Source organism: Xenorhabdus kozodoii, assembly GCF_002632875.1.
Classification (GTDB): Bacteria; Pseudomonadota; Gammaproteobacteria; order Enterobacterales; family Enterobacteriaceae; genus Xenorhabdus; species Xenorhabdus kozodoii.
Genome location: NZ_NJCX01000009.1, coordinates 130,972 through 156,971 on the forward strand (window position 1 = coordinate 130,972; position 26,000 = coordinate 156,971).

Sequence of the window (26,000 nt, forward strand, 5' to 3'; positions counted from 1 at the left end):
TTATACCCCTTGGCAAAATATTTCCCGGCTAAGCCCCCCATAAGCAAGATTTTATATCGGCAATAATTGTTGAAGCTGGGCACTGGCCACATCATACTCGCTGCGCTCGTCAATGCCTTGTTGCAGGAATTGAGCCATATGCGGATAAAGCTCAATTGCCCGGTCAAGGAGGGGATCACTGCCCGCTGCATAGGCACCCACGTTGATCAAATCCCGGTTGCGCTGGTAACTGGAAAGCAACTGTTTGAAATGTTGTACTCGCCGATAATGGGTATTGTCGATGAGCGCGGTCATGGCACGGCTAATGGACGCCTCGATATCAATGGCAGGATAATGACCTGATTCCGCCAGTGAACGCGATAGCACGATATGACCATCAAGGATGGCGCGGGCAGCGTCGGCAATCGGATCTTGCTGGTCATCGCCCTCTGTCAGTACGGTGTAAAAGGCAGTAATGGAGCCGCCATCACTGACACCATTACCGGCTCTTTCCACCAGTGCCGGTAACTTGGCAAATACCGAAGGGGGATAACCTTTAGTCGCTGGGGGTTCACCGATAGCCAGGGCAATTTCACGTTGCGCCATGCTGTAACGGGTCAGGGAATCCATGATCAACAAAACATGTTTCCCTTTGTCGCGAAAATCTTCGGCGATGCGCGTGGCATAAGAGGCGCCTTGCATCCTCAGTAACGGTGAAACATCGGCGGGGGCGGCGACAACGACAGAGCGTGACAAACCTTCCACCCCTAAAATATTTTCGATAAAGTCCTTAACTTCACGGCCACGTTCGCCAATCAATCCCACAACAATCACGTCTGCCTGCGTATAACGTGCCATCATGCCAAGCAGGACACTTTTACCAACACCGGAGCCAGCAAATAATCCCATGCGTTGCCCACGACCGACAGTCAGCAAGGCGTTAATCGCCCGGACACCGACATCCAATACATTGCTGATAGGGGTTCGTTGCAAGGGATTCAACGGGGGGGTTGTCAACGGGGCGCGATAGCCTGTATCGGGGGCAGGCAAACCATCAAGGGGACGACCGGCTCCATCCAGAACCCTGCCAAGTAATTCTGGCCCCAGAGGTAAACGGCGTCCGGCCCCGGTGTCTTCGCCATAAGAACGGGCGTAGACACGGGCGCCCGGCACGATGCCTTCCAATTCTTCCAGTGGCATCAACAACAGTTTTTCGCCATTGAAGCCGACAACTTCACTTTCCACCTCTTCAATGGTGTTGCCATTTTGACGCTCGATCAGGCAGGTTGCACCGAGAGGCATATGTAAGCCGGTGGCTTCCAGCACCAAGCCGGTGGCACGGGTTAGCCGTCCATAGCGACGTACTTTTGGTGTTTTTTCCAACCGCTTTTCCAATGAATCCAAGGTTGCCAGCCAGCGACCCAGTCTTGCCGTCATCACAATTCTCCCGGTGCTGCCAGACGGCACATTTCATGCCAGCGAGTGGCTAAACTGGCGTCCATATCCCCTTCATCGGCGCTGACTTTACAGCCGCCCGGATGCAATTTGTTATCAGCCACTAAGCGCCAGCCGTGCAGCGCCAGGACTTCCCCCAGTTGCTGCTCAACCAGGGGGATATTTTGTGGATGGAGACGTAATTGAGGTTTTCCGCTGAACATGGGTTCTTGCTGGATAAATTCACGGATCTGATTCAAGAGGGCAGTGCCATCGCACACAGCAGGCTGCCCCAGAATGTGATGGGCAGCGGTCAGTGCCAGTTGCATCAGACGGGAAGCAATCACCGTATCCAAACCATCCAGTGAATGGTTAAAGTCCGTTAGCAAGGCTTTCCACTGATCGATAATCACTTGTTGTTGCTGTCTGGCTTCCTGCAACCCTTGTTCCAGCCCGGCTTGTCGGCCTTCATTGAGCCCTTGTTCATAGCCTTGTATCTGGCCTTCAGAAAAACCTTGCGCATGACCTGCCTGACGCGCTTGTTCTTTTAGCTCGTCCAGCACTCTTGCTTGTTCCAGCAGCCGATCCTGTTCGCTTGGCTCCGGTTTCTCATCCATTGGCTCCAGTTTTGCCCGCAGGGTTTCCCACTGAGTCAATTCACCTGGCTGCCAAGGCCGCCAGTTTCCATTATTCGACTTATCAGACATAGGTATCGTCACCCCCATTTAGGAGCATTTCGCCACTTTCTGCCAGACGACGCACAACAAGCAAAATGGTTTTCTGCTCGGCTTCCACTTGGGACATCCGTACCGGGCCACGAGTCGCCAAATCATCGCGCATGATTTCAGCAGCACGTTGCGACATATTATTGAGGAAGTGATCGCGCAGTGCCTGATCGCAACCTTTCAATGCCACCAGCAAGGAATCGGTTGAGATATCCTGCAACAGACGTTGGATACTGCGATCGTCCACGTTGATGAGATTTTCGAACAGGAACATTTCATCAATGATTTTCTGTGCCAGTTCGTTATCGTAGGAGCGAACCGCCTCGATGACACTTTCTTCCTGCTGGCTTTTCATCAAGTTAATGATTTCTGCCGCAGTACGAATACCCCCCATTTTGCTGCGTTTCAGGTTCTGACCATCCAGCAGGTTATTCAGTACTTCCGTCAATTCCGCCAACGCAGATGGCTGTACACCACCAAAGGTGGCGATACGCAGCATGACATCGTTACGCAGGCGATCATCCAGCAAGGCAAGGATATCGGCTGCCTGACCCCGGCTCAGGTGAACTAAAATGGTGGCAATGATCTGTGGATGTTCATCGCGGATCATATCGGCCGCCATCTGCGGCTCCATAAAGTTGAGCGTTTCGATGCCGGTCGTGGTATCACGGGACTCAAGGATATCCTCAAGCAAGCTGGAAGCGCGCTCTTCACCCAATGCCTTGATCAGGACATTGCGCAAATAGTCGTTAGCGTTGATGCTAAGGGCAGCGTACTGCTCCGCATCTTCTTCAAACGCGGCCAGCACTTCAACCAGTTGCTGATTGGAGACTTGTTTCGTCCCTGCCATCGCCACACTCAGTTGTTGTACTTCACGGGAGTTCAGGTGCTTAAACACCTCGGCCGCCTGATCTTCTCCCAAGGTCATTAACATGACGGCACTTCTTTCTGTTCCGGTCAGGCTCATTGTTCGTTACTCATCCATTGACGGATCACCAGCGCGACGACGCGCGGATCTTTTTCTGCCAGTTCACGGAGACGCTGGCTTTGAAGCTCAACATTGACACGTTGGCGCGCTAACTTGCGGCGCATTTTTTCGTCCAATTCAGCATGGGTTTCGACGCGCTGCTTCGGCGGGTTCTTTTGCGCTTCCAAGGCCGCTTTTTCCGCTGCACGTTTTTTGGCGATTTGTGGGACGATCATCTTACGCCACAGTAACCATGCAACGAAGACAAACAGTAACCAACGGCCGGCTTCCAACAATTTCTCCAGTAGGGCAGGGTGCTGCCAGAATGGCAACGGCGCTATCACTTCGGTGGTGTCATTGAACTGTGTATTAACCACATTCAGGCTATCACCCCGGTCAGGAGAGAAACCCATCGCTTCACGGGTTAGTGCTTCAATCTGTGATAATTGTTCTGGTGTCAGCGCTTGTGTTTCAGGGCCCTTTTCCCCCTGAACGGTGGCATAGTTAACCACAACTGCAACCGAAAGACGTTTCACTGCGCCAGCCTGCAATTGGGTATGACGAATAGTGCGATCCACTTCGTAGTTTGTGGTTTCGTCATAACGGTTATTGCGGTTATTGCTTAACATGCGCTCGTAGCTACTGTTTTTGTTAGTATTGTTGCGCGGTTGGTCAGATTTTTCGTCACCGTTGCCTTTGGCATTGGCGTTCGGTTTTTCAATGGGCGCACTGGGGGCAGCACTTGGCTGGTTTGATAATGCCCCCGGCACACCACCGACCAATGGCCCGCCGCTTTGCTCGCTGGTACTGCTCTGTTTAGAACGAACCGCAGCCTGATTCGGGGGTTGGTTAGGTTTATATTCTTCCGCGGTTTCTTCGCGCTGGGAGAAATCAATTTGTGCAGTGACCTGTGCATGCACGTTACCCCGGCCAACCACCGGTGCCAGAATGGTTTCAATCCGATGCTGGAAACGGTTTTCCACTTCCTGGGTATATTTCAACTGGGTGGTATTTAAATCACGGCCGGTGGCATCACTTTGTGTTAGCAGGCGCCCGGATTGATCGACAATCGTGACATTGGCTGCGGGTAAGCCAGCAACACTGCTTGAAATCATATGCACGATGGCATTGATTTGTCCTTCATCCAGCACCCGGCCTTGCAGTAATCCCACTGTCACTGAGGCTGATGGTGATTTTTGTTCACGAACGAACAGGGAAGGCTTCGGCAGGGCCAGATGGACACGGGCACTCTGGACCGGGCCAAGTGATTCCACGGTACGAGACAACTCACCTTCCAGCGCGCGCTGGTAATTTATCTGTTCACTGAATTGGCTGATACCGAACTTTTCTTTATCCAAGAGTTCGAAACCCGCAGCTCCCCCATTGGGTAATCCTTGTTGTGCCAGTTTCAGGCGAGTCTCATGCACCTTGTCGGCAGGGATCATGAGGGCCGAGCCATTGTCGGCAAAACGGTAAGGGATATTCATTTGGGTTAATTGCGTAACGATCGCGCCGCCATCTTTATCACTCAGGTTGCTGTAAAGCACCCGATAGTCGGGACTGCGTAACCAGAGAAACAGGGCGATAACGATAGCGATGGCAGCAGAGCCAGCAACTAATAACGGAACTTTTGGATCAGCTTTTATCCTGCTGATGATAGCGTTGAAACCTTTATTTTGGTTTTCAACGTCGGTTGTTGCTGCACTCATAGACGATCCTTGCCTTGCTGGTCAACATGAAAACTAAAAGCGTGGCGTAACAAAACAGACTCCCCATACGCAAGCGAAAAGGTTCTTTCTACTATTAATCCCATCATTATTCGCTGTTCACACCTCTTTTAATGGCACAATAAGCTTCGAATTTTTACTTTAATTACCCGCTTTAGTTTAGAAAGGCTATGTTACGGTGGCAGTCGTGGAAACTGCCAATCAGCCTATGGCTAATATGGCACTTAATCACATAATCAATAGGGTGATTTAACGCGAGGTTTTTATGTCAATTCCGGCAATTGAAGGTGTACTGCAACAGATGCAGGTCCAGTCATTACAAGCAGCAAACATTGCCAAACCTATTCCAGTACAAGGCGGTTTTGCCAGCCAATTGACTGCGGCAGTGGAAAAAATAAACCAAACCCGCCTGAATGCGACCAAGCAGGCACAAAATTTCACTTTGGGGGCGCCCGGTGTGGAGTTAAATGATGTTATGGTAACGATGCAAAAATCGAGCATTTCCCTGCAAATGGGCATTCAGGTGAGGAATAAGCTGGTTAGCGCCTATCACGAGATTATGAATATGCAGGTGTGATGTTTCAGGTGAATATTGAGTTATACAGATGACGGGATGTTACAGATGATGAGTATCACTGATCAGCTGTAACAAGCCGTGTGTATTTTTTTAGTCTTTGTCTTTAAAAATTCAGCTATGACCATAATCTCTCTTTGGAAAGAGAAGAGCATAAATGGGTTAGACTGGATTTTGGGTTTCTTCTTTTGGTTTAATTTCTGTTGGTTGTGTAATTATTTTCATATTTTTTCAACAAAGAAAGACATAAAATCGCTGTCAGGATTTATATACTGGCTGGTTAATGCTCTAATCTATTTCCCTCTATTATTCCATTTCTGCATTTTTAGCCGCCATTCAAGATTATTCATTTTCTCGCTGGATGGTTATTTATTATCAGTCAGGGGAGTGGGTGTCACTCTCTTTTCAGGCGTGATATCGATATAAGAAGCGGGTTTCGGTTAATGAACACTCTTCGGTCTAACTAATTGAGTTGGCGATAAAAACGATTGCCTAAGAAAATCCTATTTGATGAATGAATAATATTACAATGATAACAAAGTTATTTATATAGTTTGTTAGTATTATTTATCCTCTCATTGAAAATAATACCTAATGATAATATATCCGGTTAATTTCTCCAGTGAGTCGCCACTATCATTTGTTGGTTAATTTTTTGTTAAAAATTATAGATAAGATATCTTGATTGTTTGCAAATTATAAATACAATAAAGTGCCGAATTAGATTAACCAAAAAAATGATAGTGACGAATTGACACCTAACCTAAAATGAAAAAATAAATGACACCATTAAGCAGTATTATTGTTAAATGGGATCACGGGTGTCTGTGTTATCTCTATTTTGACTCCGTCGTCGTCAACTCCATTTCATAGCTATTGATCGGGAACTGCCCGTAGGTATCATGTAAGAGTTGTTTACGGCTTTCCTGTTTAATCAAGTCACTGAGTTCATTTAACCTTCTTTGCAACAATCTCTTAGTTTCTTTTTCATTATCCAAGGCAGCTTGTAAAATTTTGGTCAATTGTTGCTGTAATGAAATGGGAGCGTCTGCGTTTTTTGATAGTAAAGTCACTATTTCCACTGCCGTCAGATAAGTGATCTCCATATCAACCAGTTCATCCCACTTTTCATTTCTAGCTAACTCAATCATTTGCTCACTTATACTCAGGATCCGCTGGTAAGCTGACAAAAGATCCATATCATTTTTCATTAAACAATATCCTGACTGGCGTTGTAATGAGGACCTATTTGCCGCCAAGCGTCTGAAATCTCGGTAAGTAAATTAATTACTTCGGTAATGGCCTTCTCATCATTGCGTAAATTGGCATGGAGTAAACGACGACCCATATAATCATATAAAGCAAACAGATTTTGGGCAATCTCGCCGCCTTTCTCGAAATCTAATCCCGCTTTCAGACCATTATCGATGATATTGATCGCCTTTGAAATAGCTAAGCCTTTTTCTGGAATATTCCCTTGTTGCATCAGAATAATCGCACGACGCAGGGCGCTGAGCGCCCCGTTGAACAATATCTGAATCAACTGATAGGGAGAGGCATTCATAATTTCGCTCTCAAGATCGACCTGAGCGTATAACTGGCTTGCCGTATGTTGATACATTAGTGTCCTTTTTTATCCTAAAAGTTGGGCCAGAGATAAATTCATTGAACCGATAAGTTTATCCAGTGCGGTAAATTGTTTTTTATAGCGCTCGATTGTGGCATCAATGTTTCTGTTAGTCTGTTCTGCTTGCTTTTCCAGTGTTTTCAGCGTCTTTTTGATACCTTCTGTGGCTGTGTCGATAGTGCCTTCATGGCTATCTAGGGTTTTTTTCAATAAATTATAGGTCTGGGTGGCAAAACCGGTTTTTTCGCCATCACCTTTAAAGAACGCTTTAACATTAGCCGGTTTCTCTTTTAGGTTCTTTTCCAGTTTTTCATTACTGATTTCCAGCGTACCATCCAATTTTTGTTTGATGCCCAGTTTATTGAGGGTCGCAATATCCGCCACATCCTGTGCCGCAAACAGTTGTAGCCTTAGCTGGTTTTGAATGCTTTTTAATGTACTGTCACCCAGCAAGGGACCATTGTCTTTTGAGGCTTCTTCGCCTTTCCCAACGGGCTTGAATTTGGTCAATGAACTGAAGGTGTTTTGCAGTTCATTGTAGCTATCCACCCATTTTTTAATCGCCTCTTTCATGGGTTCTATATCGCGGGAAACCACCAATGTTTCTAATTTTAGTGTTTTTCCATCGGCTGCTTTTTCGGAAACCTTTTTCAAATTCAGGGTAATGCCTTCGGGGGCATCTTTTATCTCATTCGTCTGGCGTTCAATCTGGATGTTATTGACTTTTAATTTTGCATTAGCAGGCGCTGCCACTTGCTCCATTGTACTCGTGCTGCTAGCACTGCTGCCGTCGCTGTTAGATTTGTAGTTCAGAAAGCTGGCCAGGTTATCATCACCCTGAACGTCAATCGTCATGACGGATTTTGTGCCGGCTTTTTTCGACGTCAGGATCAGATAATTTTTATCATCTTCTGCCTTGATGATGCTGGCATTCACGTTGCCTTCTTGTTTATTAATGGCATCGCGGATTTCAACCAGGGAGGTTTCATTATCTTTCAGGGTAATGAGCATCGGCCCTTTTTCTTTCTCGCCTGCCTTTTTTTCACCGGGTTGCGTAATCGTAATGGTACGGGTGCCTTGGCCTGACTTGCCTAACTGGGTTTGTACATCAGCAACTGCCGTAGATTTCAGGGATTGAGCCTTGGCAAGCTGTTCGACTTCAATGTCATAGCTAGCCGGGCTGGCTTTGGAATCTGTACTCGGCGTAAATATTTTATGATCTTCGCTGGTTTTCGTGGTACTGAGTTTATCGAACTTTTTCAGTTCCTCGGATGCACTCTTTAATTTTTCCAGACTGCCTTTTAATGTGCCAAAACCGGTTAGCTTGGCTTTATGGCTGCTTTGTTGCTGAGTTATTGGTTGTAAACGTTTTCTTTCTTGTGCTTCAAGTTGATCTAGTCTCCCGGATGCCCCAGATGTGGCTCCTACTGTGGAAATAGCCATATTGACTCCTTTTAATAAAAAGTATCACTGGGTGTGTTATCGGATTAATTGACGAAAAGTTTACTGACAAAATGATTTTTTTGATGGACGGAATAATTGATGAGAACGGGCGCTGTTTGGGTTATCGGGGAAAAGAGAGAAAAAAATAAAAAAGTTTTTTCAAGAAATATTAAAGGTTCTTTTTAAGCAGCCGATAAAACTGTTGTCGGTGATGAACACCGTGAGCAATAGGCTCAAACTAATTATATCGGCTTGATTTTAAAAGGAACTCTACTATGGCATCAGTCATTAATACCAACTACTCCTCGCTGTTGGCGCAGAATAACCTGACAAGATCTAAAGGTGTTCTGGGCACCGCTATTGAACGTCTGTCTTCTGGTTTACGTATTAACAGCGCGAAGGATGATGCGGCTGGTCAAGCGATCGCTAACCGTTTTACGGCGAACGTGAAAGGCCTGAATCAGGCTTCCCGTAACGCTAACGACGGTATCTCCATTGCCCAAACGACCGAAGGTGCACTGAACGAAATCAACAACAACCTGCAACGTATCCGTGAACTGACTGTTCAGTCTGAAAACGGTACTAACTCTGCAAGTGACCGGAAATCCATTCAGAAAGAAGTCACTAAGCGTCTGGAGGAAATCGATCGTATTTCTACACAAACTCAGTTCAATGGCACCAAGGTACTGAATGGTGGTGTAACTGAAATGAAAATTCAGGTTGGAGCTAATGATGGTGAAACGATCGATATCAAACTCGGACAAATTAATAGCGAAAAACTGGGGCTAAAGGACTTTAGTGTAGTTGAGGAACCTGCTGTTGTAGCTAAAGCAGCTGTTGCAGCTCAACCAGCTGTTCTAGCTACTGCAACTGCTCCAGCTCAACCAGCTGTTGCAGCTCAACCAGCTGTTGCAGCTAAAGCAGCTGTTGTAAAAACTGCTAATCCGTTGGAAGCATTGGATAAGGCATTGGCTCAAGTTGACGATATGCGCAGCGACTTGGGTGCAGTCCAAAACCGCCTTGAGTCCACCGTTAACAACCTGAATAACACCGTTAACAACCTGAGCGCAGCGAAGAGCCGTATCGAAGACGCTGACTACGCAACGGAAGTGTCCAATATGAGCCGTGGCCAGATCCTGCAACAAGCGGGTACTTCTGTTCTGGCTCAGGCGAACCAAATCCCACAATCCGTTCTGTCTCTGCTGCGTTAATTTTTATTTTCCAGTAGAACATTTATGCGGGGCAGCCTGCATAAACAACGTTTATAAAATAAGGATCGGTTCGCCGATCCTTATTTTTTTAGCTATTGTCAAGGACAGCCTGAAACTTGTGATCCATTTGGGCGGACAACAAAAATTTCGCATAGGTGAAAAAGAAGCGCTTTTACTTCATTGTTCCAACGATTGTACCGATTAGGGGATTGGATAATGGTATCCAGTCTCTTATCCAAAGGTGTCTGTTGTTGTGAGCGATTTGTATACCGCCGAAGGCGTGATGGACAAAAATAGCCTCTGGAAGCGCTATGTACCACTAGTTCGCCATGAAGCATTGAGGCTACAGGTCAGATTGCCTGCCAGTGTAGAACTCGATGACTTGCTTCAGGCCGGTGGCATAGGCTTACTGAATGCGGTGGATCGGTTTGATTCCATGCAGGGAACCGCCTTTACCACCTATGCGGTACAGCGCATCAGAGGTGCAATGTTGGATGAGTTGAGGAGTCGTGATTGGGCTCCGCGTAGTGTGCGGCGTAACGCACGTGAAGTCACGCAAACCATCCGTAAACTTGAGCAAGAGTTAGGCCGTCCAGCCAGTGAGCAGGAAGTTGCTAAAGAATTAAAGATTAATCTGATAGAATATCGGCAAATACTGTTAGATACGAATAACAGCCAACTGTTTTCTTATGATGAATGGCACGAAATTCACGGTGAAAGTTGTGAACCTGTGATTGAGGAAGAGCATGAAGCCAATCCTCTCCAACAATTGCTGGAAGGTGATCTTCGTCAACGGGTGATCGATGTCATTGAATCGTTGCCTGAACGGGAAAAGATGGTGCTTACGTTGTACTATCAGGAAGAACTTAATCTTAAAGAGATCGGCGCAGTGCTTGATGTGGGTGAATCCCGCGTCAGTCAGCTTCACAGCCAGGCGATAAAAAGGCTGAGGGCGCGTCTGAATCCAGAAAAGTAACTTTTTGTTTGTTTTTTTTGTTAAGACTATACACAGGGCTTTCTCTCTTATGTCTGTTACAACACAAAAGAAACGGCCTCTTAGCCGTTATATTAAAGACTATAAACATAGCCAGACTCACTGTCTGCACTGTCATAAAACCCTTGACCGTATTTCGCTTGTTTTTAACGGTCAGGTCATCAATAAGGAAGCGATTTCTGAGATGACTGAATTGGTGGATGACAAAACCTGGAATGAGTTGCAGGGTAAATTTGTAGCGTTGTGCCGCTTTTGTAGTGAGATTTATTGCAATAGCCAGACTGATTATTTCGACATTATGTCGTTTAAGCAGTATCTGTTTGAACAAACGGAGATGAGCCATAGTACGGTGCGTGAATATGTGGTTCGTTTAAGGCGTTTGGATGAGTTACTGACTTCAAGTAATTATCCAACCAGTGAGTTTACGCCAGAAAAAATTCAGGAAAAACTCAGTGAGAAATTATCGCAATCTGCTTTCAGCAATTACAATATTGCCCTGCGTAAATATGAGCAATATCTGAGTTGGCAACAAAACGGTCATTGATTGATTGTACCGATAGTTAATGTTGTCAAATTGAAACGATTTAAGAGGGGAGTGTGATGGATGATCACGCATTCCCCTCTATGTATTTTAGTCTGTTACGTTATTTTTACCGCGTAAATGGTTAAATATTTACAATGAATTAATTTTAATTAACCAGTTAAAATCAATTTACTTTTAACCATTTAATTTAGCCACTTATTTTCATCATTAAATAAATGGCTTTATACAAATGACGGGCACGAAAAAATAACATTAACCGATAGTCATCAAGCTGGCATTACCTCCCGCCGCTGCCGTATTAACACTTAATGAACGTTCATGCAGTAAGCGCTCTAACAGCAGATTGGTTTCACCGCGGGTAAAACCTTGTACGGAGATGATAGGCCCTTTACGTTGTGCAATAACTTCGCATACTTGGCGTAATTGGTCGCTATCACCGTGGTAAATAACCGCTTCCATTTCTGTTTCTTCATTCTGCCAATCGTTGTTCCAATTAATATGTTGACGAACTTCATCGGGTAACTGATGGTGTAATCCTTGATGCAGTTCGTCTTTTTCCCAAATAGCCTGGCAACCGACAGAAAGTACCGCGGCTAATTGCACCAATGCATCTTGTTCATTATCTGCGAGGCAAAGGACACGACCACGCGGCAACAGGGTATAGGTATTGCGTTCCCCGGTTGGCCCCGGCAATAAGCGTATTGTTCCGCCTTGTGCCAGTAAGCTGTATTCCTGGATCACCTGATGTAATGTTTCATGATTCTGCTTGGTGGCCCAATCTGCCAGCTTGTAGAGCGGCGAGTGCAGGGCAATACGGACTTTGGCATCAAGTTCATATTCTGTATCTTGCCGCTCCAGGGTTTGGCTGGCGGCGTTGAGCGGGCGTTGTGACAACAGGCGGTACAGATAAAGTGGCCCGCCCGCTTTCGGCCCTGTGCCTGACAAACCTTCGCCGCCAAATGGCTGTACGCCGACAACGGCACCGACCATATTGCGATTGACATAGATGTTGCCGACTTTAGCTTTGCCTATGACTTGCGCGATGGTTTCATCAATACGGGTGTGGACGCCCAAGGTTAGGCCATAACCGGTCGCGTTGATTTGTTCCAGTAGTTTATCCAACTCATTGCGTTTAAAGCGGACGACATGCAGGACAGGCCCGAAAATTTCTTTCTTCAATTCATCAAAACTTTCCAACTCGATCAGGGTTGGTTTGACGAAAGTACCTTGTGACCACGCCTGATCGTCTGAGGCATTTTCATATACCGCCTGATAAATTGTCCGGCCTTTGGTGCGCAGGGTTTGGATATGACGCTCGATATTTGCTTTCGCTTCGGCATCAATGACTGGGCCAATATCGGTGGACAAGCGCTCAGTATTACCCATCCGGCATTCAGCCATCGCCCCTTTCAGCATGGTGATCGTTTTCTCCGCTACATCTTCCTGAACACACAGGATACGCAGGGCAGAACAACGCTGGCCGGCACTGTCAAAAGCGGAAGCGATGACATCGGTAACCACTTGTTCAGTCAACGCAGAAGAATCGACAATCATGGCATTCAGGCCACCGGTTTCTGCGATCAACGGCGTTTGGCGGCCTTGTGCATCGAGGCGGCGGGCAATATTGCGTTGTAACAAGCTGGCAACTTCGGTAGAGCCTGTAAACATCACACCGCGTACACGTTCATCACCAACCAGTGACGCTCCCACGGTTTCCCCTTGTCCGGGCAGTAATTGCAGTACATCGCGAGAAATCCCCGCCTGATGCAATATTTTTACCGCAACGGCGGCAATAAGGGGGGTCTGTTCTGCGGGCTTAGCCAGAACACTATTGCCTGCTGCCAATGCCGCCGCGATTTGGCCGGTAAAAATTGCCAAAGGGAAGTTCCACGGACTGATACAGACGACAGGTCCCAAGGGGCGGTGGGTATCATTGGCGAAGTCTTGGCGAACCTGGCTGGCGTAATAGTGGAGAAAATCCACGGCCTCGCGCACTTCAGCAATCGCGTTACTGAATGTTTTACCCGCTTCACGAACCAGAATTCCGAGCAAGGATTGCAGGTTATTTTCCATCAACTCCGCTGCACGCACTAAAATTGCGGCACGTTCTGAGGGTGGCGTGGCAAACCAAATTGCGCCGGCATCGGTTGCCACATCCAGCGCATGACTGATTTCCTGTTCAGTGGCTTCACGAACATAACCGACGATATCGGAATGTCTGGCTGGATTATTCACCGGTTTAGCCGCAGGCAGCTCCCCCGTCGGTTGCTCATTACCTCCTAACAACGGTTCGCTGCTCCACGTCTCCATTGACGAACTGAGCAGGGCACTGGAAAGGGAAGCCAAACGATGTTCATTGGAGAGATCCAGACCTGACGAGTTAACGCGGTTTTTGCCGTACAAATCACGTGGCAGGGGGATCTTGGGATGGGGAAGGCCGATTTGCCCTTCGGTCTGTGCCAATTCCTGGACAACTTTTACCGGATCAGCGACTAATTCATCAATCGGCAGGGAAGTATCTGCAATGCGGTTGACAAACGAAGTATTGGCGCCGTTTTCCAGTAAACGACGTACCAGATAGGCTAATAGGGTTTCGTGCGTGCCTACCGGGGCGTAAATACGGCATGGACGATTAAGTTTACCTTCTGAGATCTTACCGACAACCTGCTCATAAAGCGGCTCGCCCATGCCATGCAAACATTGGAACTCATATTGTCCCGGATAATAATTTTGTCCTGCCAGATGATAAATGGCAGACAGAGTATGGGCGTTATGGGTAGCAAATTGTGGGTAGATCAAATTAGGGACAGCAAGCAGTTTGCGGGCACAGGCAAGGTAGGAAACATCGGTATAAACCTTGCGGGTATACACCGGATAGTCTTCCAGTCCATCGATTTGGGCACGCATAATTTCACTGTCCCAGTAAGCGCCTTTCACCAGACGGATCATCAATCTGTGACGGCTGCGCTGTGCCAAATCAATCATGCTGTCAATGACGAAAGGACAGCGTTTCTGGTAAGCCTGAATAACAAAACCAATGCCGTTCCAGCCCTCTAATTTGGGTTCGAAACAGAGTTTTTCCAGCAAATCGAGAGAGATTTCCAGACGATCGGCTTCCTCTGCATCAATATTGATACCGATATCATATTGGCGAGCCTGTAAGGTCAGGGAAAGCAGGCGAGGGTAGAGTTCATCAAGAATACGTTCGTACTGGGCACGGCTATAACGTGGGTGCAGGGCAGAAAGTTTGATGGAAATTCCTGGCCCTTCATAAATACCACGGCCATTTGATGCTTTGCCGATGGCATGGATAGCTTGCTGGTAGGAAACCATATAGGCTTGCGCATCGTCTTCGGTTAATGCAGCTTCGCCGAGCATATCATAAGAATAGCGAAAGCCTTTTTCTTCCAGTTTACGGGCATTGGCAAGCGCCTGAGCGATGGTTTCTCCCGTCACAAACTGCTCACCCATCAGGCGCATCGCCATATCTACGCCCTTACGCACCAACGGTTCGCCGCTTTTGCTGATGATGCGGTTGAGGGATTTGGATAACTTGGCTTCATTATGGGTAGACACCAGCTTACCTGTGAACAGCAGACCCCACGTTGCAGCGTTGACAAACATGGAAGGGCTTTGGCCTAAATGGGAATGCCAGTTACCGTTGCTGATCTTATCGCGGATCAGGGCATCGCGGGTGGCTTTGTCGGGGATGCGCAGCAGCGCTTCGGCGAGGCACATCAATGCCACACCTTCCTGTGACGAAAGTGAAAACTCTTGCAACAATCCCTGAACCAAACCTGAGCGGCCAATGCCCTGTTTTTGTTGGCGCAGTTTTTCGGCGATAGAATAAGCGAGCTTATGAGTTGCTTTGGTTTGTTCTTCAGATAGCTGTGCACGTTGCAGTAGCATAGGAACTGCCTGGATTTCAGGGAGACGATAGGCCGCAGTAATTGCAGAACGTTTCACCGATTGGGGTAAAATATGCTCGGCAAAATCCAGAAATGGCTGATAAGACGCCTCAATCTGTGATTCTACTTCGGAAATCATTTCTTCTTTGTTATCCTGACCCGCTGATATTTCTGGTAACTTCTCTTCATTTTCCAGACGTTCAAGGTAATTAAAAATGGCTTGCTTAATTAGCCAGTGTGGTGTGCGTTCAATTCGTTGTGCTGCGGTTTTAATTCGATTACGCGTTGCTTCATCGAGTTTAACACCCATCGTGGTACTACCCATTTTCACTCCTTAATAGGTAAAACTAAAACAAGTTACGTAACAATATCTTTCATGTTGCAACTTTGTGCAACTTTGTTAAAAGCGATTATTCTAATTTTGTGAAACTAATCTTGTTTTCATCATTTTTTCAATGAAATTTATTATTGATATTTAGTTATGTTATTAATATTTTAATGGTTTTACTTTGATGGTATGAATTTTAGGTATAACCAGTGACTTAATTCCAGGTGCAACTTTTTGGGTCATAAATGTGATTTAGCAAGCGTTTTTTATAAAAATATAGTTAATTAGTTGTTAAAAATGTTTTGGCTAATTTAGGATAGAATGTAATTTTAAAATAATTACAAATGTAAATAGTACGTATGAAAACTAATGGCATCGTCAGGTACAACTTGTTACCGCCTGATAAACAAGTGAGGTGTCACTTAAAATACTTCAAATCAAGATGACATTATTTACGCAAATGACACATTTGCAGAGACATAATTTATAAAAACACTATGGAGAAGAACCTGCATGACAGTAAATTCACCAATGCTCATTACCTTCATTATCTACATCGCAGCAATGCTGCTGATAGGTTTCATAGCTTATCGTTCCACCAAGAATTTTGATGATTACATATTGGGTGGACGAAGATTAGGTAGTGTGGTAACAGCATTATCTGCTGGCGCTTCTGATATGAGTGGCTGGTTATTGATGGGGTTGCCGGGGGCTATTTTTTTCTCTGGTATTTCAGAAAGCTGGATCGCATTAGGGCTATTGCTGGGCGCATACCTGAATTGGCGATGGATCGCGGGTAGATTACGCGTACATACTGAAGTGAATAACAACGCATTGACGTTACCGGATTATTTCACCCATCGCTTTGAAGATAAAGGTAAAATCCTGCGTATTATCTCTGCACTGGTTATCTTAATTTTCTTTACTATTTACTGTGCATCGGGTGTTGTGGCGGGTGGTCTGTTGTTTGAAAACACGTTTGGTATCAGCTATGAGAAAGCAATTTGGCTGGGTGCATTGGCGACCATAGCCTATACCTTCCTCGGCGGTTTTCTTGCAGTAAGCTGGACGGATACGGTTCAAGCAACGTTGATGATTTTTGCTTTGATTTTGGTCCCTGTGCTGGTTCTGTTCAAAGTGGGAGGAGTTGACTCCGCCATCAATATTATTGAAGCAAAAAATCCGGCCTATTTAGATATGTTTAAGAATCTGAATATTATTGCCATTATTTCTTTGCTGGGATGGGGATTGGGCTATTTTGGTCAGCCACACATTCTGGCTCGTTTCATGGCGGCTGATTCCCATCAGACTATACATAAAGCCCGTCGCATCAGTATGACGTGGATGTTACTGTGTCTTGCAGGTACTGTGGCCGTTGGCTTCTTTGGTATTTCATATTTTGAAATATATCCGGATCAGGCCGGGGCAGTATCACAAAACCGTGAACGTATCTTTATCGAATTAGGTGTGCTCTTGTTTAATCCGTGGATCACCGGAATATTGCTGTCTGCGGTACTGGCTGCGGTTATGAGTACATTGAGTTGTCAGTTACTGGTGTGTTCCAGCGCACTGACTGAAGATCTCTATAAAGCATTTATACGTTCCAAAGCCAGCCAGAAAGAATTGGTATGGGTTGGCCGTATGATGGTTTTGCTGGTAGCCATCATTGCCATCGTGATCGCAACCAACCCGAACAATAAGGTACTGGCTTTAGTCAGTAATGCCTGGGCCGGATTTGGTGCATCATTTGGCCCTGTGGTACTGATTTCCGTACTCTGGAAACGAATGACCCGTAACGGCGCGTTGGCTGGTATGCTGGTGGGAGCGATTACCGTACTGGTTTGGATGGAGTACCACTGGTTTGCCCTGTATGAAATTATTCCAGGCTTTATCTTCGCGACGATTGCCATTATTGTGGTGAGCTTGCTAGGAAAAGCGCCAAGTCAGGCGACACAACAGCGTTTTATTGAAGCAGAAGCGCATTATAAGACCAAATAATCCAATAAAATAAAAAGCCTCTGATTATTCAGGGGCTTATTGGTTTATCTCCAGCAATCATTTTATTGATAATCTTCGTAAATTTACCGCTGACAGATCTGCACAGTCGAAGAATGGCAAAAGCCCCTTTCGGGGCTGAATTATATTTCGAGTGTAACGGGATCTATCCCTAACTTTTCCATTACTGCCTTAATCTCTTCATTATTTTTCAAATTATCTTCACCGTACTTAGAGATGGCAGAAGATAAACATTTCTGATCAATGACGTTGCAAGTTTTAAAATCTTCTGTTGCTACAGAAGCAATCTTAACAGAAAGAATGACTTGTTTATCATACTCGCTTGCTTTACCTGGATTTTTTAAAGCATTATTTACAGATGATACAAATTTATCGGTCAATTCATCTACAGCTTCTGAAACCGGAGTACAATCCCGCACCGTTGGAGAGCCTATAATGACGCTACTGCCAACGCAGGCATATTTAACTTTCTGGTTTTTATTTAACTCGGCGGCAAGATCTCTATATTTTTTAGAGAAATTGACATGTACCTTATTAAACATATCACCTGTTTTTAATGTCACAACAGGAATATCGCTAAAGCTAGAATCTATTGAATCAATAGTGCCAGATAGGATAATTTTTTTACCTTTGTAGATCTTATCACCTCTGGCTTCATTGCCTGCGTAGACTTTTTGCATTTCTCTGGCTGATACAGCTAAATACTCCGTATCTAGCTGCGAACTATCTCCATCAAAGCTGGTTTCCACGTCATCGCGAATTGTGTCCTTGATGCTTTTTAATTCATTTTCGGTCAACTTAATGGCTTTTTTCGATGACGCTGCCGCAGAGGAATTGTTGTTTGATGATTTACTTTCATCTCCATTTCCTGCAATGAAGCCTATAACGATAATAACAACAAATACTATCCCTACCCATTTCAATACGTTTTTCATTTATATATCCACATACATTAAGTTAATTAATTATTAATTCTGTCTTTAATTATCTAATGTCAAGTTTGTTGGTGTTTTCTGATACAGTTATTGCGTGATTATTAAGCTCCTTTTTAAGGGGCATTTTGCAATTAACTCGCTGTAGCAGTTTCTTTTTTACTTGCTTTTTTCTTCAAAATCATGGCAATAATAATTGCCAATACAAAAAGAACGATATGAAAGCCAACATAGAACCAATAAAGCCCTACGCCATCGCCACCGTCGCTGTGTATTGAGGCAGCCGTTACCATAAGGCTTGGTGATAGAAACGCCGTAGAAATGATGTTAATACCAAACGTTACACCAGATAATGTTGGGGTTTTATAAAATGTTATTAGAGCAAGAACACTACAAAACATAGCGATAAATACGCCACCAACTGGAATAAAGATAGACAAAGCAGCAAATACAAGAGCAATAATAGATAATGCTTTCATTTTTAAACATCCCTAATTGAGTTGCCAAGATGTTCAGAAGCCGACCACAGAAAGGTTGGGCTGATTCCCCACTACGGGGTATTATATTCACCACCATCTCGGCATTGCTAAATTTAAGTTTTATTCATATTCGCTCTATTTAAGCGATATATTTGTGGTAGCGGTTCTGACACCAGCCGCAATAATATTTTTTTATTTCATTCTTGTCAAAAACATATAATTAACTATTGGCGGAATAAAATATCTACTAACGTATAATTTGCTCTATTTATCACTATGCCGATATTGATATAAACATATTGAGCTGCTTTTTCTGGTGAGGGGGTTGTAATATTCTGTTCAACTTTGATATCTCCCTATTTAATTATTGTCTGGTTACTGTTGTTATTAGTTGAGTGAACGCGAATTCAATTTTCAAGTACAATGAAAATAACGTAGGGTTCAGCTTGCGTGGCTAATATTTCATCTTGTAAATGAAAAATATTTATGTGTTTATCTGGATCACTGTATAGCGAAATCATCAAATTCGGTTGCCAATGTAGAGAAGGATACCAATATCGAAGGCTTGACCATGTGTATACCGGCCTGCTAGTTTCTAACCACACAACACTATGCCAATCGATAATTAGTAGTCCCTTCATCCTTATGACTAAGGGAATCGACTTATGATACCCAGATCAAAATCTTTCAGTATTAATAGGCCAGATTATTTCGATTCGTTAAATCGTTCTATACCAATCAATCAAGCAATTTTCGGCAGATTTCGTCGTTTCGGGAACCAAAGACATGGGTATTGACCGATTTTTTTGTATCCAAAGCAGGCCAAAACATCCATCGTCATATCAATCGCTTTCTCTTATCGCGTGGAAAAACTGCTTTACTTGTACCGTGTTTACGTATCGGTTTGGTTTGTTCGCAATATTGGCAAACAACGCCTATCGTGACGGTCATGATGATATCCCTATGCCTTTAAAAAACACATATTATCAAAGTAATACTTTGGAGTTGAGTTCCGAGATATTGAGTAGGCAGAAGGTAGATTATTAAGAATTATTCGCTTGTTTTTTGGTAAAAATAGGAGGATAAAAAACTATTCATCTTTTTTTGCTTTGTAAGGAGAAGTATATGGATAATTCATCGAGTACCACACTGAACTTATCGAAGTATTTCGATATTCTGCGCAAAAGATGTCTTGTCAGCATCTATCTCATAGCGGGTGGAGGTCAATCAATACAAATAAAATACAAGGAATTAAACCAACTAAGACCCCCCTCTCTAAAAAATGAAGATGATATCTATACTTACGCCAGACTAATGAGCATGGGATTTATACGCAGTGATGACGATACAAGTGACAAAAGTAAATATATATTACGGCGGAATAAGCATCTCAATAGTATACCCATAGATACATATCTGAAGGATATTCTCCCTCATCTGTCATATACCTTTGATGAAACTGAGGCGATAAACAAATTTGAGCTTGCCGGATTACTTAGCGCTACATCGCCACCACAGGCAGAGGAGGATGTACAACGATCCCCAACTCGAGAATACTATGAAGCAGTGAGAAGTGGTATTGCGCCAGGCCCATCTAATTTACCGCCTCCGCATGCTTCAAGCAGAAATGTCAGAGGGCGCCCAGACAGACGCTCACGTAATATTCCCTCTCATGGAGCTGCTCCTCCCTCTTATGGTTCACCACCTGCTTACGGCTCGCCACCTGCTTATGGTTCACCACCTGCTTATGGCTCACCACCTTCTTACGGTTCCCCACCTGCTTATAGTGAAGCGCCACCATTATTCTATGAATCAATTGCCCAAAATCCAATGGGAAGCAGGGGCGGTATACCGGGATCATCTAATTTACCATCGACTAGTGGCTTAGGTTCTGCAAGTGGCAGAGGCTCTGCAAGCCTACCTCGTGGTCGAAATAAAGGAAAAAGATAAAGACCAGCCACCTCCTGATTGTCTGGGAGGTGGTTTAATCTTATTTATATTAGGGGCTGTTGATGACCTTAAAACATCAACAGCCCCTAATCTCGAGGTTTTTTGTGCCTTAACACTTCTCGCTTTGTACAAGAATTAAATTCACCAGTTATACTTTCTATTACTTTGTAAGGGTATCCTTGGTAAAGAAAAAGGCTTACGAAATTAACGTAAGCCTTTGATAAATCTGGTGGGTCGTGGGAGGCTCGAACTCCCGACCAATTGATTAAGAGTCCGATAAATACCCCAGTAAAATCAGTAATTTATATATTTATCAAAGGCTTATGCAGCGATAGCTATCGATTGTTGTCGAGGGTTGGGGATCTCTGCCGCCATTTTTTAACTGCACTAACGGATTGTATATCAAGGCATCATTTAAGTGATCTGGGGCAAAATGTGCATACCTCATGGTCATCTTGATATCGGTGTGACCCAGTATCCTTTGTAAGACAAGAATATTACCTCCGCTCATCATAAAGTGTGATGCGAACGTGTGGCGCATTACGTGTGATGACTGGCGATGTGGCAACTCTATACCTGCACGCTTAATTGCAGCACGGAATGCCGAATAGCAAGGCGTGAATAATCGGCCTTTCTTCTTCGGTATCTCATCGTAAAGCTCTGGCGTGATCGGAACAGTCCGGTTGCGTTTGCCTTTTGTTTTGGTGAACGTGATTTTATAAGGTGTGACTTGTGAGTCTGTTAACTCTTCCGCCTCAGACCACCTTGCCCCTGTTGATAAAGCTATCTTGACGATAATCAGCAAATCTTTAGCTCTGCTTTTGGTGCAAGATTCTAATAACGTTACAATCTGTTCATTAGTCAGAAATGCCATTTCTGATTCATCAGTACGGAACGCTCGGACATTCTTTAGCGGGTTATCTTCTTTCCATTCACCGAGCCTACTAAGCTCATTAAACATAGCTCGGAAATAAGATAGCTCTAGGTTAGTTGTGCGAGGGGCAACCGATTTAACTCTGTCAGCACGGGTTATTTCTCCGCTTAACCTTTTTTCGCGGTAAACAGAAAATAACTTAGCATCGAATTCAGTTGCTAAAGGTTCACCCATTGCCTGACAACCAAAAAGCATCATCTGCTTACGGCTTTCACCGTCGTTCAGCGTTATACCATGTGCCCGATACCAGATATCAACCAGTTCAGAAAGAAAGAGTTTATCTTGCTTCTCTCCAAGCCAGGGCTTATCTGTGGTTTCATCTAAGATATGGCGTTCGTAGGCTGTGGCTTCGCCTTTGGTGGCAAACTGTTTGCGGATTCTGCGCCCGTTCCTGCCGTTGGGATAAAGTTCAACTAGCCATTTGCCGTTAGATTGTTTCTTTATTGCCATTTGTTATTTGATGCCAGCTACGTTAGTTAACCAATCATGAAAATAATATTTTCTATGACCTTCAGATGAAATCATTGTCTGGATTTTTCCAACAGCAAATGTTCTGTATTCGTTGCGCAAGTGACAATAACCAGAAATATATTCATTGCCGTAACCATTCTTTAGGTATTTATCTATATCTACAGTGCGGCGGCTCTTTCCTGAGCCAGATAAATATGTAAAGGTTGATGAGATGGCTTCAAAATTATTGATTAATTTTATCTCAGTAGCATTTTTCCTGATGAGTTTCGCATAATCGAAAACCTCAGAGAGATTTAATTTTAATACCTTTCTGCAAAGCTCTACAAAGTTATATCTGGTTGAACCAACTGTAATTACTGAAAAAATCTCTTTCTCTTTTATTTGAGTAATTTCACCAGTATCAGTGTTAGTGATATCAAGATAAAATTCGCCATCTTCTCGAATAGTCAGTTTAGTGAAGATACCGAGAATTTTTTGAGTTTCCCCAATCATTCTTAATGAAGCTGGCTTGGTGGTTCCTTCCCAAATGAGGGCTTCGCCATTTTGCATGCAGTAAGTTTCATCTTTAACTTCTTGATTTTTATTTTTTTCTTGATGATTAATAGTTTCAGTATTGCCAGTTGTATTGTGTTTGGTTGATTCATCAATATTGAGTTCTTTTTTGGTATTCTCAAACTCGGCGCTAATTCTGTCAGTTATAGAAGAAGTTCTATCAAATAAAGGCGTAGTGCTGCTTTTTGCTTTTTTACGTGGTATCCAAACCCAACGATAGGATAAGTAGCAGAAGATTGAAGCAGTAATGAATAATAAAGTTTTAACAAACGTTTTGTTTGCAGGGATAGTTTTGGAATGGAAATCTATCCCAGTAATAAAAAATAGAGCTAAGAAAATTAGTAAAGAAAATTTTACTATTGTTAATATAAAGTTTATAACTTTCACTTCAATAATCCTTTATTACTTTGATTACACGACCAATAACTGTTATATCACTTAGGTCACAGTCAAATGCCATTCCTACACCAGAAACACGAACACGTTTAACTGGAATTCTAGTTAACTCGCGGATACTGGTTTTACTTTCAATCTCAACTAACCATGTGCCGTCATAAACATCAACAAATTTGCGGTCGATAATGTAATGGATTTTATTATCTAAAACACAAATAGGATCGGATGGTAGCGGAATACCAGCTGTAAACACCACCTTATCGAACATCACGTAACCAGACTGATATAGTTTTCCATCTATCAGCTTATGATTTTGAAATTTCATGATGTCTAGTTGCTCGTTTGCAAACATCTTTCCTTGACCAGTTGCTAACCACTCAAGGGTAGCACCAGTTTCTGCCATGCAACGAACGACCATATCAGCAGGAAAAATATTCCGTTTATATCTTCCGGCTAAGCTGCTCGATGCCATATCAAAATGCTGAGCAAGCGTAATTTTGGATGTAAAGCCATAGGCTTCGATTATGCGATCTAGTACAGGGGCGCTGTCCCCGGTCATATCAATATCTAATAAGGTCATAGTGAATTAGAGATTTGTCGTAAAAAGCGAATAACTATGTTGACGTGTAGTTTTTTACGATATAATCTTAGCCTCAGTTTTGTGAAAAGCTATTATTCGTCAGCAATCGATAGCAACCGATAGCAATCGTTTTAAAGTTAACTAATGGAGTTTGCCTTATGCGTCCTAATATTTCAATTAACTTCCCCACACCATACCTTCCAATAAAAGAGTATTGCCGTCTTCACAATCTAGCCTTAAGCACAGCACGTGACATGGTTCGTGATGGTCGTTTACCAATCCGTAAGAAAGCCTGTGCTAATGAGAATGTGGAAATCAACATGGTTGCATTGACGCTACAAGCAATAGCTGATTGTCATATTCCAGTTTCACTTAACGCGTAACACGAGTGAAGCATTTCGCTTTTGGAGAATTAAAGCAATGTTTGACTATCAAGTATCCAAACAATCCCACTTTGATAATGCGTGTCGTGCGTTCTCCAATGCGCATAAAGGTAGCTTAGTACAAATTGCCGAAAGCATCGGCATGACGCCACAAATGCTACGCAACAAGCTGAACCCTGAGCAACCTCACATGCTGACTTGTGTTGACTTAATGAAGTTAACCGATGCAACAGAAGACGCTTCCATTTTGGATGGTCTGCTGGAGCAATTACAGTGTCAGCCATCAGTGCCGGTGAATGAAGTGTGTGATGCCAACATGCCAAGTTACTTGTTAGGAGCTACGGCAGAAGTGGGAAAGCTGGCAAGTGAGGCTGTTTCGGGTGAGCATTTTAGCCAGACCCGTATAGCGGAGTTTAAGAAGACGGTTAATAACGCAGTGCGGTTATTAACGCTGGCGGGTGTGACGATTTCATCACGATTGCACTCAAACCCGGCGCTGAGTTCCGCAATGGATGCAATGACAGGCATGGGCGCATCCTTGGTCTAAGATGAGGTGAAGTAAATGAACACGGAATACCAATTTGAATCAACAGAACAACGGGCTTTTAAATTGCCGATTGAATCGCGGGTTAATGGATTAAATCAACTGGCTAAAATCAGAGCGCAGGTATTTAAGTCCGGTAATGAACAACTGGCTATCTTTATTGATGACATGCGTGATAAACGTAATCCTCAATATGCGGATAATAAACGCCTGCTATCGGCTATTTTTTATCTTGCACGGATAGGAACAGACAGGCATGGACTGGAATTATGTCAGTTTACCCCTGAAGAGCGAGTGAGTTTAATTAAAGCTGTTAATTTAATTAAAGCGGCAAGTGGCATATTGCCTAAGTTATCGCTCTCTAATTAAATAATAACAATCACCGATTTAATTTTAATGGCGTCAACACGTCAGGGATTCTTTTTATCTAAAAACAGGAAAATAACAAATGGGAAATAAAGATATTGAACAATTAATAAAGCAGGTACGGGAGGATGAGCGCAAGCATTATGCCGATTTGTTTTCATCCCGTTTAGACAGATTATCCGCACATGTTTTGAAAAACAAAATGGAATACTCGGTAAGTTCTGCCCTGCTGAAAAGCGAATCGGAGAGCATCAACCGCCAGGCGCAGGAATGGAACTATGTTTGATGTTATCGACCGTGCTTGCCAACACGCTGACGAAGTGCTGGAACGCCGTATAGCCGCCCATGTTAACCGCTCGGTCGGGGTTTCCGTGTTTGCGTGTGAAGACTGCGGTGAGGCTATTCCTGCACTGCGCCGTACTCAGGCAATGGGTTGTTCCCGCTGTGTGGATTGTCAGGCTGATTTTGAATTAATTAAAAAACATAACCGGGATATATGAGATGAATTTTTTACGTCGTGTTTCTGTCACTGAACAGGAATTTAATATCATTAAATCTAATCGGGTTCTGGGCGTTGCGGGTACGTATGAGGAAGGGTTAACTGATGAACAGTTAGAAACGGCCAGTCAAATTTTTATTTTTAAACATATTAATATTGAATGCTTGTTCGATGACACAACTTTACCTATTACCGCATGTCCGGGCGATTTAGTCCTGATTACGATGATGGATGAGTGTGGCTTGATTGATAAATCCTCACCTCGGCTAACAATACAAGTTGAGGAGATTTATTATTTTATTAACCGAGCGAATTCGCCTAATGAAATTGGTATTAATTGTATTAGTCACGACGTGATCTGACACTGAACCTTGAAAGGTTGAGAGTTACCGACTTTGCTATATGGGTGTCGAATCCTTATACAAAATACGAGGTAA

General features: G+C 44.0%; 25 protein-coding genes. 12 read left to right on the forward strand and 13 right to left on the reverse strand.

From position 1 onward, the window contains the following. Nucleotides 1-51 precede the first annotated feature (51 nt). Genes fliI through fliF form a run of 4 tightly spaced genes read right to left on the reverse strand, consistent with a single transcriptional unit; the run spans nucleotide 52 to nucleotide 4,814 of the window. A complete protein-coding gene (fliI, locus tag Xkoz_RS08055; RefSeq protein ID WP_099141669.1) occupies nucleotides 52-1,416 on the reverse strand; it encodes a flagellar protein export ATPase FliI in 1,365 nt (454 codons plus the stop codon). Next, nucleotides 1,416-2,120: a flagellar assembly protein FliH gene (gene fliH, locus Xkoz_RS08060; RefSeq protein WP_099141670.1), complete on the reverse strand. Its 705-nt coding sequence runs from the start codon at nucleotides 2,118-2,120 to the stop codon at nucleotides 1,416-1,418. The genes fliI and fliH overlap by 1 nt, the downstream gene beginning before the upstream one ends. Then, nucleotides 2,113-3,105 carry a flagellar motor switch protein FliG gene (gene fliG / locus Xkoz_RS08065; RefSeq protein WP_099141671.1) on the reverse strand — a complete coding sequence of 331 codons (993 nt, stop codon included), beginning with the start codon at nucleotides 3,103-3,105 and terminating at the stop codon, nucleotides 2,113-2,115. The genes fliH and fliG overlap by 8 nt, the downstream gene beginning before the upstream one ends. Next, nucleotides 3,102-4,814, reverse strand: a complete 1,713-nt coding sequence (fliF, locus tag Xkoz_RS08070; RefSeq protein ID WP_099141672.1) for a flagellar basal-body MS-ring/collar protein FliF — start codon at nucleotides 4,812-4,814, stop codon at nucleotides 3,102-3,104. Before fliF ends, fliG begins: the two co-directional genes overlap by 4 nt. A gap of 283 nt (nucleotides 4,815-5,097) precedes the next feature. On the opposite strand from fliF, the gene fliE reads away from it, so the two are divergent. Then, complete coding sequence (gene fliE, locus Xkoz_RS08075) at nucleotides 5,098-5,409, forward strand: flagellar hook-basal body complex protein FliE (RefSeq protein ID WP_099141673.1); 312 nt, start codon at nucleotides 5,098-5,100, stop codon at nucleotides 5,407-5,409. Between the two features lie 833 nt (nucleotides 5,410-6,242). Here fliE and fliT read toward each other — a convergent pair. From fliT to fliD, 3 genes are read right to left on the reverse strand one after another with little or no spacing between them, the layout of a single operon-like run. After that, nucleotides 6,243-6,617, reverse strand: coding sequence for a flagella biosynthesis regulatory protein FliT (fliT, locus tag Xkoz_RS08080; RefSeq protein ID WP_099141674.1), 375 nt, complete (start codon nucleotides 6,615-6,617; stop codon nucleotides 6,243-6,245). Next, the gene (gene fliS / locus Xkoz_RS08085) at nucleotides 6,617-7,027 is read right to left on the reverse strand and encodes a flagellar export chaperone FliS (protein WP_099141675.1); all 411 of its coding nucleotides are present in this window, start codon (nucleotides 7,025-7,027) and stop codon (nucleotides 6,617-6,619) included. The genes fliT and fliS overlap by 1 nt, the downstream gene beginning before the upstream one ends. Nucleotides 7,028-7,039: 12 nt before the next feature. After that, the gene (gene fliD / locus Xkoz_RS08090; RefSeq protein ID WP_099141676.1) at nucleotides 7,040-8,476 is read right to left on the reverse strand and encodes a flagellar filament capping protein FliD; all 1,437 of its coding nucleotides are present in this window, start codon (nucleotides 8,474-8,476) and stop codon (nucleotides 7,040-7,042) included. A gap of 275 nt (nucleotides 8,477-8,751) precedes the next feature. Here fliD and Xkoz_RS08095 point away from each other — a divergent pair, with 275 nt between their 5' ends. The 3 genes from Xkoz_RS08095 (at nucleotide 8,752) to fliZ (ending at nucleotide 11,225) form a co-directional block, all read left to right on the forward strand. Next, nucleotides 8,752-9,687, forward strand: coding sequence for a flagellin N-terminal helical domain-containing protein (locus Xkoz_RS08095; protein WP_099141677.1), 936 nt, complete (start codon nucleotides 8,752-8,754; stop codon nucleotides 9,685-9,687). Nucleotides 9,688-9,940: 253 nt separating this feature from the next. Then, the gene (locus Xkoz_RS08100; protein WP_099141678.1) at nucleotides 9,941-10,663 is read left to right on the forward strand and encodes an RNA polymerase sigma factor FliA; all 723 of its coding nucleotides are present in this window, start codon (nucleotides 9,941-9,943) and stop codon (nucleotides 10,661-10,663) included. 49 nt (nucleotides 10,664-10,712) lie between these two features. Then, nucleotides 10,713-11,225 (forward strand): flagella biosynthesis regulatory protein FliZ, encoded by a 513-nt coding sequence (fliZ, locus tag Xkoz_RS08105; protein WP_099141679.1) that lies wholly within the window; start codon nucleotides 10,713-10,715, stop codon nucleotides 11,223-11,225. Between the two features lie 252 nt (nucleotides 11,226-11,477). Here fliZ and putA read toward each other — a convergent pair whose 3' ends face one another. Beyond that, nucleotides 11,478-15,458 carry a trifunctional transcriptional regulator/proline dehydrogenase/L-glutamate gamma-semialdehyde dehydrogenase gene (putA, locus tag Xkoz_RS08110; protein WP_099141680.1) on the reverse strand — a complete coding sequence of 1,327 codons (3,981 nt, stop codon included), beginning with the start codon at nucleotides 15,456-15,458 and terminating at the stop codon, nucleotides 11,478-11,480. Between the two features lie 516 nt (nucleotides 15,459-15,974). On the opposite strand from putA, the gene putP reads away from it, so the two are divergent. After that, nucleotides 15,975-17,459, forward strand: a complete 1,485-nt coding sequence (gene putP, locus Xkoz_RS08115) for a sodium/proline symporter PutP (protein ID WP_099141681.1) — start codon at nucleotides 15,975-15,977, stop codon at nucleotides 17,457-17,459. Between the two features lie 140 nt (nucleotides 17,460-17,599). Here the strand turns inward: putP and Xkoz_RS08120 are convergent, their stop codons facing one another. Further along, complete coding sequence (locus Xkoz_RS08120) at nucleotides 17,600-18,412, reverse strand: OB-fold protein (protein WP_099141682.1); 813 nt, start codon at nucleotides 18,410-18,412, stop codon at nucleotides 17,600-17,602. A 131-nt stretch (nucleotides 18,413-18,543) separates the two neighbouring features. Next, nucleotides 18,544-18,888 (reverse strand): hypothetical protein, encoded by a 345-nt coding sequence (locus Xkoz_RS08125; protein ID WP_099141683.1) that lies wholly within the window; start codon nucleotides 18,886-18,888, stop codon nucleotides 18,544-18,546. A gap of 1,125 nt (nucleotides 18,889-20,013) precedes the next feature. Between Xkoz_RS08125 and Xkoz_RS08130 the strand changes: the two genes are divergently transcribed. Continuing rightward, nucleotides 20,014-20,838 carry a hypothetical protein gene (locus Xkoz_RS08130; RefSeq protein ID WP_099141684.1) on the forward strand — a complete coding sequence of 275 codons (825 nt, stop codon included), beginning with the start codon at nucleotides 20,014-20,016 and terminating at the stop codon, nucleotides 20,836-20,838. Between the two features lie 313 nt (nucleotides 20,839-21,151). Here Xkoz_RS08130 and Xkoz_RS08135 read toward each other — a convergent pair whose 3' ends face one another. The 3 genes from Xkoz_RS08135 to Xkoz_RS08145 are packed head-to-tail and all read right to left on the reverse strand — an operon-like array spanning nucleotide 21,152 to nucleotide 23,771. Continuing rightward, nucleotides 21,152-22,222 carry a phage integrase gene (locus tag Xkoz_RS08135; RefSeq protein ID WP_099141685.1) on the reverse strand — a complete coding sequence of 357 codons (1,071 nt, stop codon included), beginning with the start codon at nucleotides 22,220-22,222 and terminating at the stop codon, nucleotides 21,152-21,154. A gap of 3 nt (nucleotides 22,223-22,225) precedes the next feature. Then, nucleotides 22,226-23,182 (reverse strand): WYL domain-containing protein, encoded by a 957-nt coding sequence (locus Xkoz_RS08140; protein ID WP_099141686.1) that lies wholly within the window; start codon nucleotides 23,180-23,182, stop codon nucleotides 22,226-22,228. Between the two features lies 1 nt (nucleotide 23,183). Next, nucleotides 23,184-23,771 carry a phage repressor protein CI gene (locus tag Xkoz_RS08145; protein ID WP_099141687.1) on the reverse strand — a complete coding sequence of 196 codons (588 nt, stop codon included), beginning with the start codon at nucleotides 23,769-23,771 and terminating at the stop codon, nucleotides 23,184-23,186. Nucleotides 23,772-23,929: 158 nt separating this feature from the next. Here Xkoz_RS08145 and Xkoz_RS08150 point away from each other — a divergent pair, with 158 nt between their 5' ends. From Xkoz_RS08150 to Xkoz_RS08175, 6 genes are all read left to right on the forward strand, one after another. Further along, on the forward strand, nucleotides 23,930-24,154 hold the full coding sequence (locus Xkoz_RS08150; RefSeq protein ID WP_099141688.1) for a regulator: 225 nt from the start codon (nucleotides 23,930-23,932) through the stop codon (nucleotides 24,152-24,154). 37 nt (nucleotides 24,155-24,191) lie between these two features. Further along, complete coding sequence (locus Xkoz_RS08155; RefSeq protein ID WP_099141689.1) at nucleotides 24,192-24,701, forward strand: phage regulatory CII family protein; 510 nt, start codon at nucleotides 24,192-24,194, stop codon at nucleotides 24,699-24,701. A gap of 15 nt (nucleotides 24,702-24,716) precedes the next feature. After that, entirely contained in the window at nucleotides 24,717-25,067 is a 351-nt protein-coding gene (locus Xkoz_RS08160) for a DUF5347 family protein (protein WP_099141690.1), read from the forward strand. Nucleotides 25,068-25,146: 79 nt separating this feature from the next. Continuing rightward, complete coding sequence (locus Xkoz_RS08165; RefSeq protein WP_099141691.1) at nucleotides 25,147-25,350, forward strand: DUF2732 family protein; 204 nt, start codon at nucleotides 25,147-25,149, stop codon at nucleotides 25,348-25,350. Continuing rightward, nucleotides 25,343-25,564 carry a TraR/DksA family transcriptional regulator gene (locus Xkoz_RS08170; protein ID WP_099141692.1) on the forward strand — a complete coding sequence of 74 codons (222 nt, stop codon included), beginning with the start codon at nucleotides 25,343-25,345 and terminating at the stop codon, nucleotides 25,562-25,564. The genes Xkoz_RS08165 and Xkoz_RS08170 overlap by 8 nt, the downstream gene beginning before the upstream one ends. Before the next feature lies 1 nt (nucleotide 25,565). Continuing rightward, complete coding sequence (locus tag Xkoz_RS08175) at nucleotides 25,566-25,925, forward strand: hypothetical protein (protein ID WP_099141693.1); 360 nt, start codon at nucleotides 25,566-25,568, stop codon at nucleotides 25,923-25,925. Nucleotides 25,926-26,000 lie beyond the last annotated feature (75 nt).

Excerpts from the sequence above, each read along its gene's own strand:
- fliI (WP_099141669.1), bottom strand. The coding sequence starts at position 1,416 with ATGACGGCAAGACTGGGTCGCTGGCTGGCAACCTTGGATTCATTGGAA.
- fliH (WP_099141670.1), bottom strand. The coding sequence starts at position 2,120 with ATGTCTGATAAGTCGAATAATGGAAACTGGCGGCCTTGGCAGCCAGGT.
- fliG (WP_099141671.1), bottom strand. The coding sequence starts at position 3,105 with ATGAGCCTGACCGGAACAGAAAGAAGTGCCGTCATGTTAATGACCTTG.
- fliF (WP_099141672.1), bottom strand. The coding sequence starts at position 4,814 with ATGAGTGCAGCAACAACCGACGTTGAAAACCAAAATAAAGGTTTCAAC.
- fliE (WP_099141673.1), top strand. The coding sequence starts at position 5,098 with ATGTCAATTCCGGCAATTGAAGGTGTACTGCAACAGATGCAGGTCCAG.
- fliT (WP_099141674.1), bottom strand. The coding sequence starts at position 6,617 with ATGAAAAATGATATGGATCTTTTGTCAGCTTACCAGCGGATCCTGAGT.
- fliS (WP_099141675.1), bottom strand. The coding sequence starts at position 7,027 with ATGTATCAACATACGGCAAGCCAGTTATACGCTCAGGTCGATCTTGAG.
- fliD (WP_099141676.1), bottom strand. The coding sequence starts at position 8,476 with ATGGCTATTTCCACAGTAGGAGCCACATCTGGGGCATCCGGGAGACTA.
- Xkoz_RS08095 (WP_099141677.1), top strand. The coding sequence starts at position 8,752 with ATGGCATCAGTCATTAATACCAACTACTCCTCGCTGTTGGCGCAGAAT.
- fliZ (WP_099141679.1), top strand. The coding sequence starts at position 10,713 with ATGTCTGTTACAACACAAAAGAAACGGCCTCTTAGCCGTTATATTAAA.
- putA (WP_099141680.1), bottom strand. The coding sequence starts at position 15,458 with ATGGGTAGTACCACGATGGGTGTTAAACTCGATGAAGCAACGCGTAAT.
- putP (WP_099141681.1), top strand. The coding sequence starts at position 15,975 with ATGACAGTAAATTCACCAATGCTCATTACCTTCATTATCTACATCGCA.
- Xkoz_RS08120 (WP_099141682.1), bottom strand. The coding sequence starts at position 18,412 with ATGAAAAACGTATTGAAATGGGTAGGGATAGTATTTGTTGTTATTATC.
- Xkoz_RS08125 (WP_099141683.1), bottom strand. The coding sequence starts at position 18,888 with ATGAAAGCATTATCTATTATTGCTCTTGTATTTGCTGCTTTGTCTATC.
- Xkoz_RS08130 (WP_099141684.1), top strand. The coding sequence starts at position 20,014 with ATGGATAATTCATCGAGTACCACACTGAACTTATCGAAGTATTTCGAT.
- Xkoz_RS08135 (WP_099141685.1), bottom strand. The coding sequence starts at position 22,222 with ATGGCAATAAAGAAACAATCTAACGGCAAATGGCTAGTTGAACTTTAT.
- Xkoz_RS08145 (WP_099141687.1), bottom strand. The coding sequence starts at position 23,771 with ATGACCTTATTAGATATTGATATGACCGGGGACAGCGCCCCTGTACTA.
- Xkoz_RS08150 (WP_099141688.1), top strand. The coding sequence starts at position 23,930 with ATGCGTCCTAATATTTCAATTAACTTCCCCACACCATACCTTCCAATA.
- Xkoz_RS08155 (WP_099141689.1), top strand. The coding sequence starts at position 24,192 with ATGTTTGACTATCAAGTATCCAAACAATCCCACTTTGATAATGCGTGT.
- Xkoz_RS08160 (WP_099141690.1), top strand. The coding sequence starts at position 24,717 with ATGAACACGGAATACCAATTTGAATCAACAGAACAACGGGCTTTTAAA.
- Xkoz_RS08165 (WP_099141691.1), top strand. The coding sequence starts at position 25,147 with ATGGGAAATAAAGATATTGAACAATTAATAAAGCAGGTACGGGAGGAT.
- Xkoz_RS08170 (WP_099141692.1), top strand. The coding sequence starts at position 25,343 with ATGTTTGATGTTATCGACCGTGCTTGCCAACACGCTGACGAAGTGCTG.
- Xkoz_RS08175 (WP_099141693.1), top strand. The coding sequence starts at position 25,566 with ATGAATTTTTTACGTCGTGTTTCTGTCACTGAACAGGAATTTAATATC.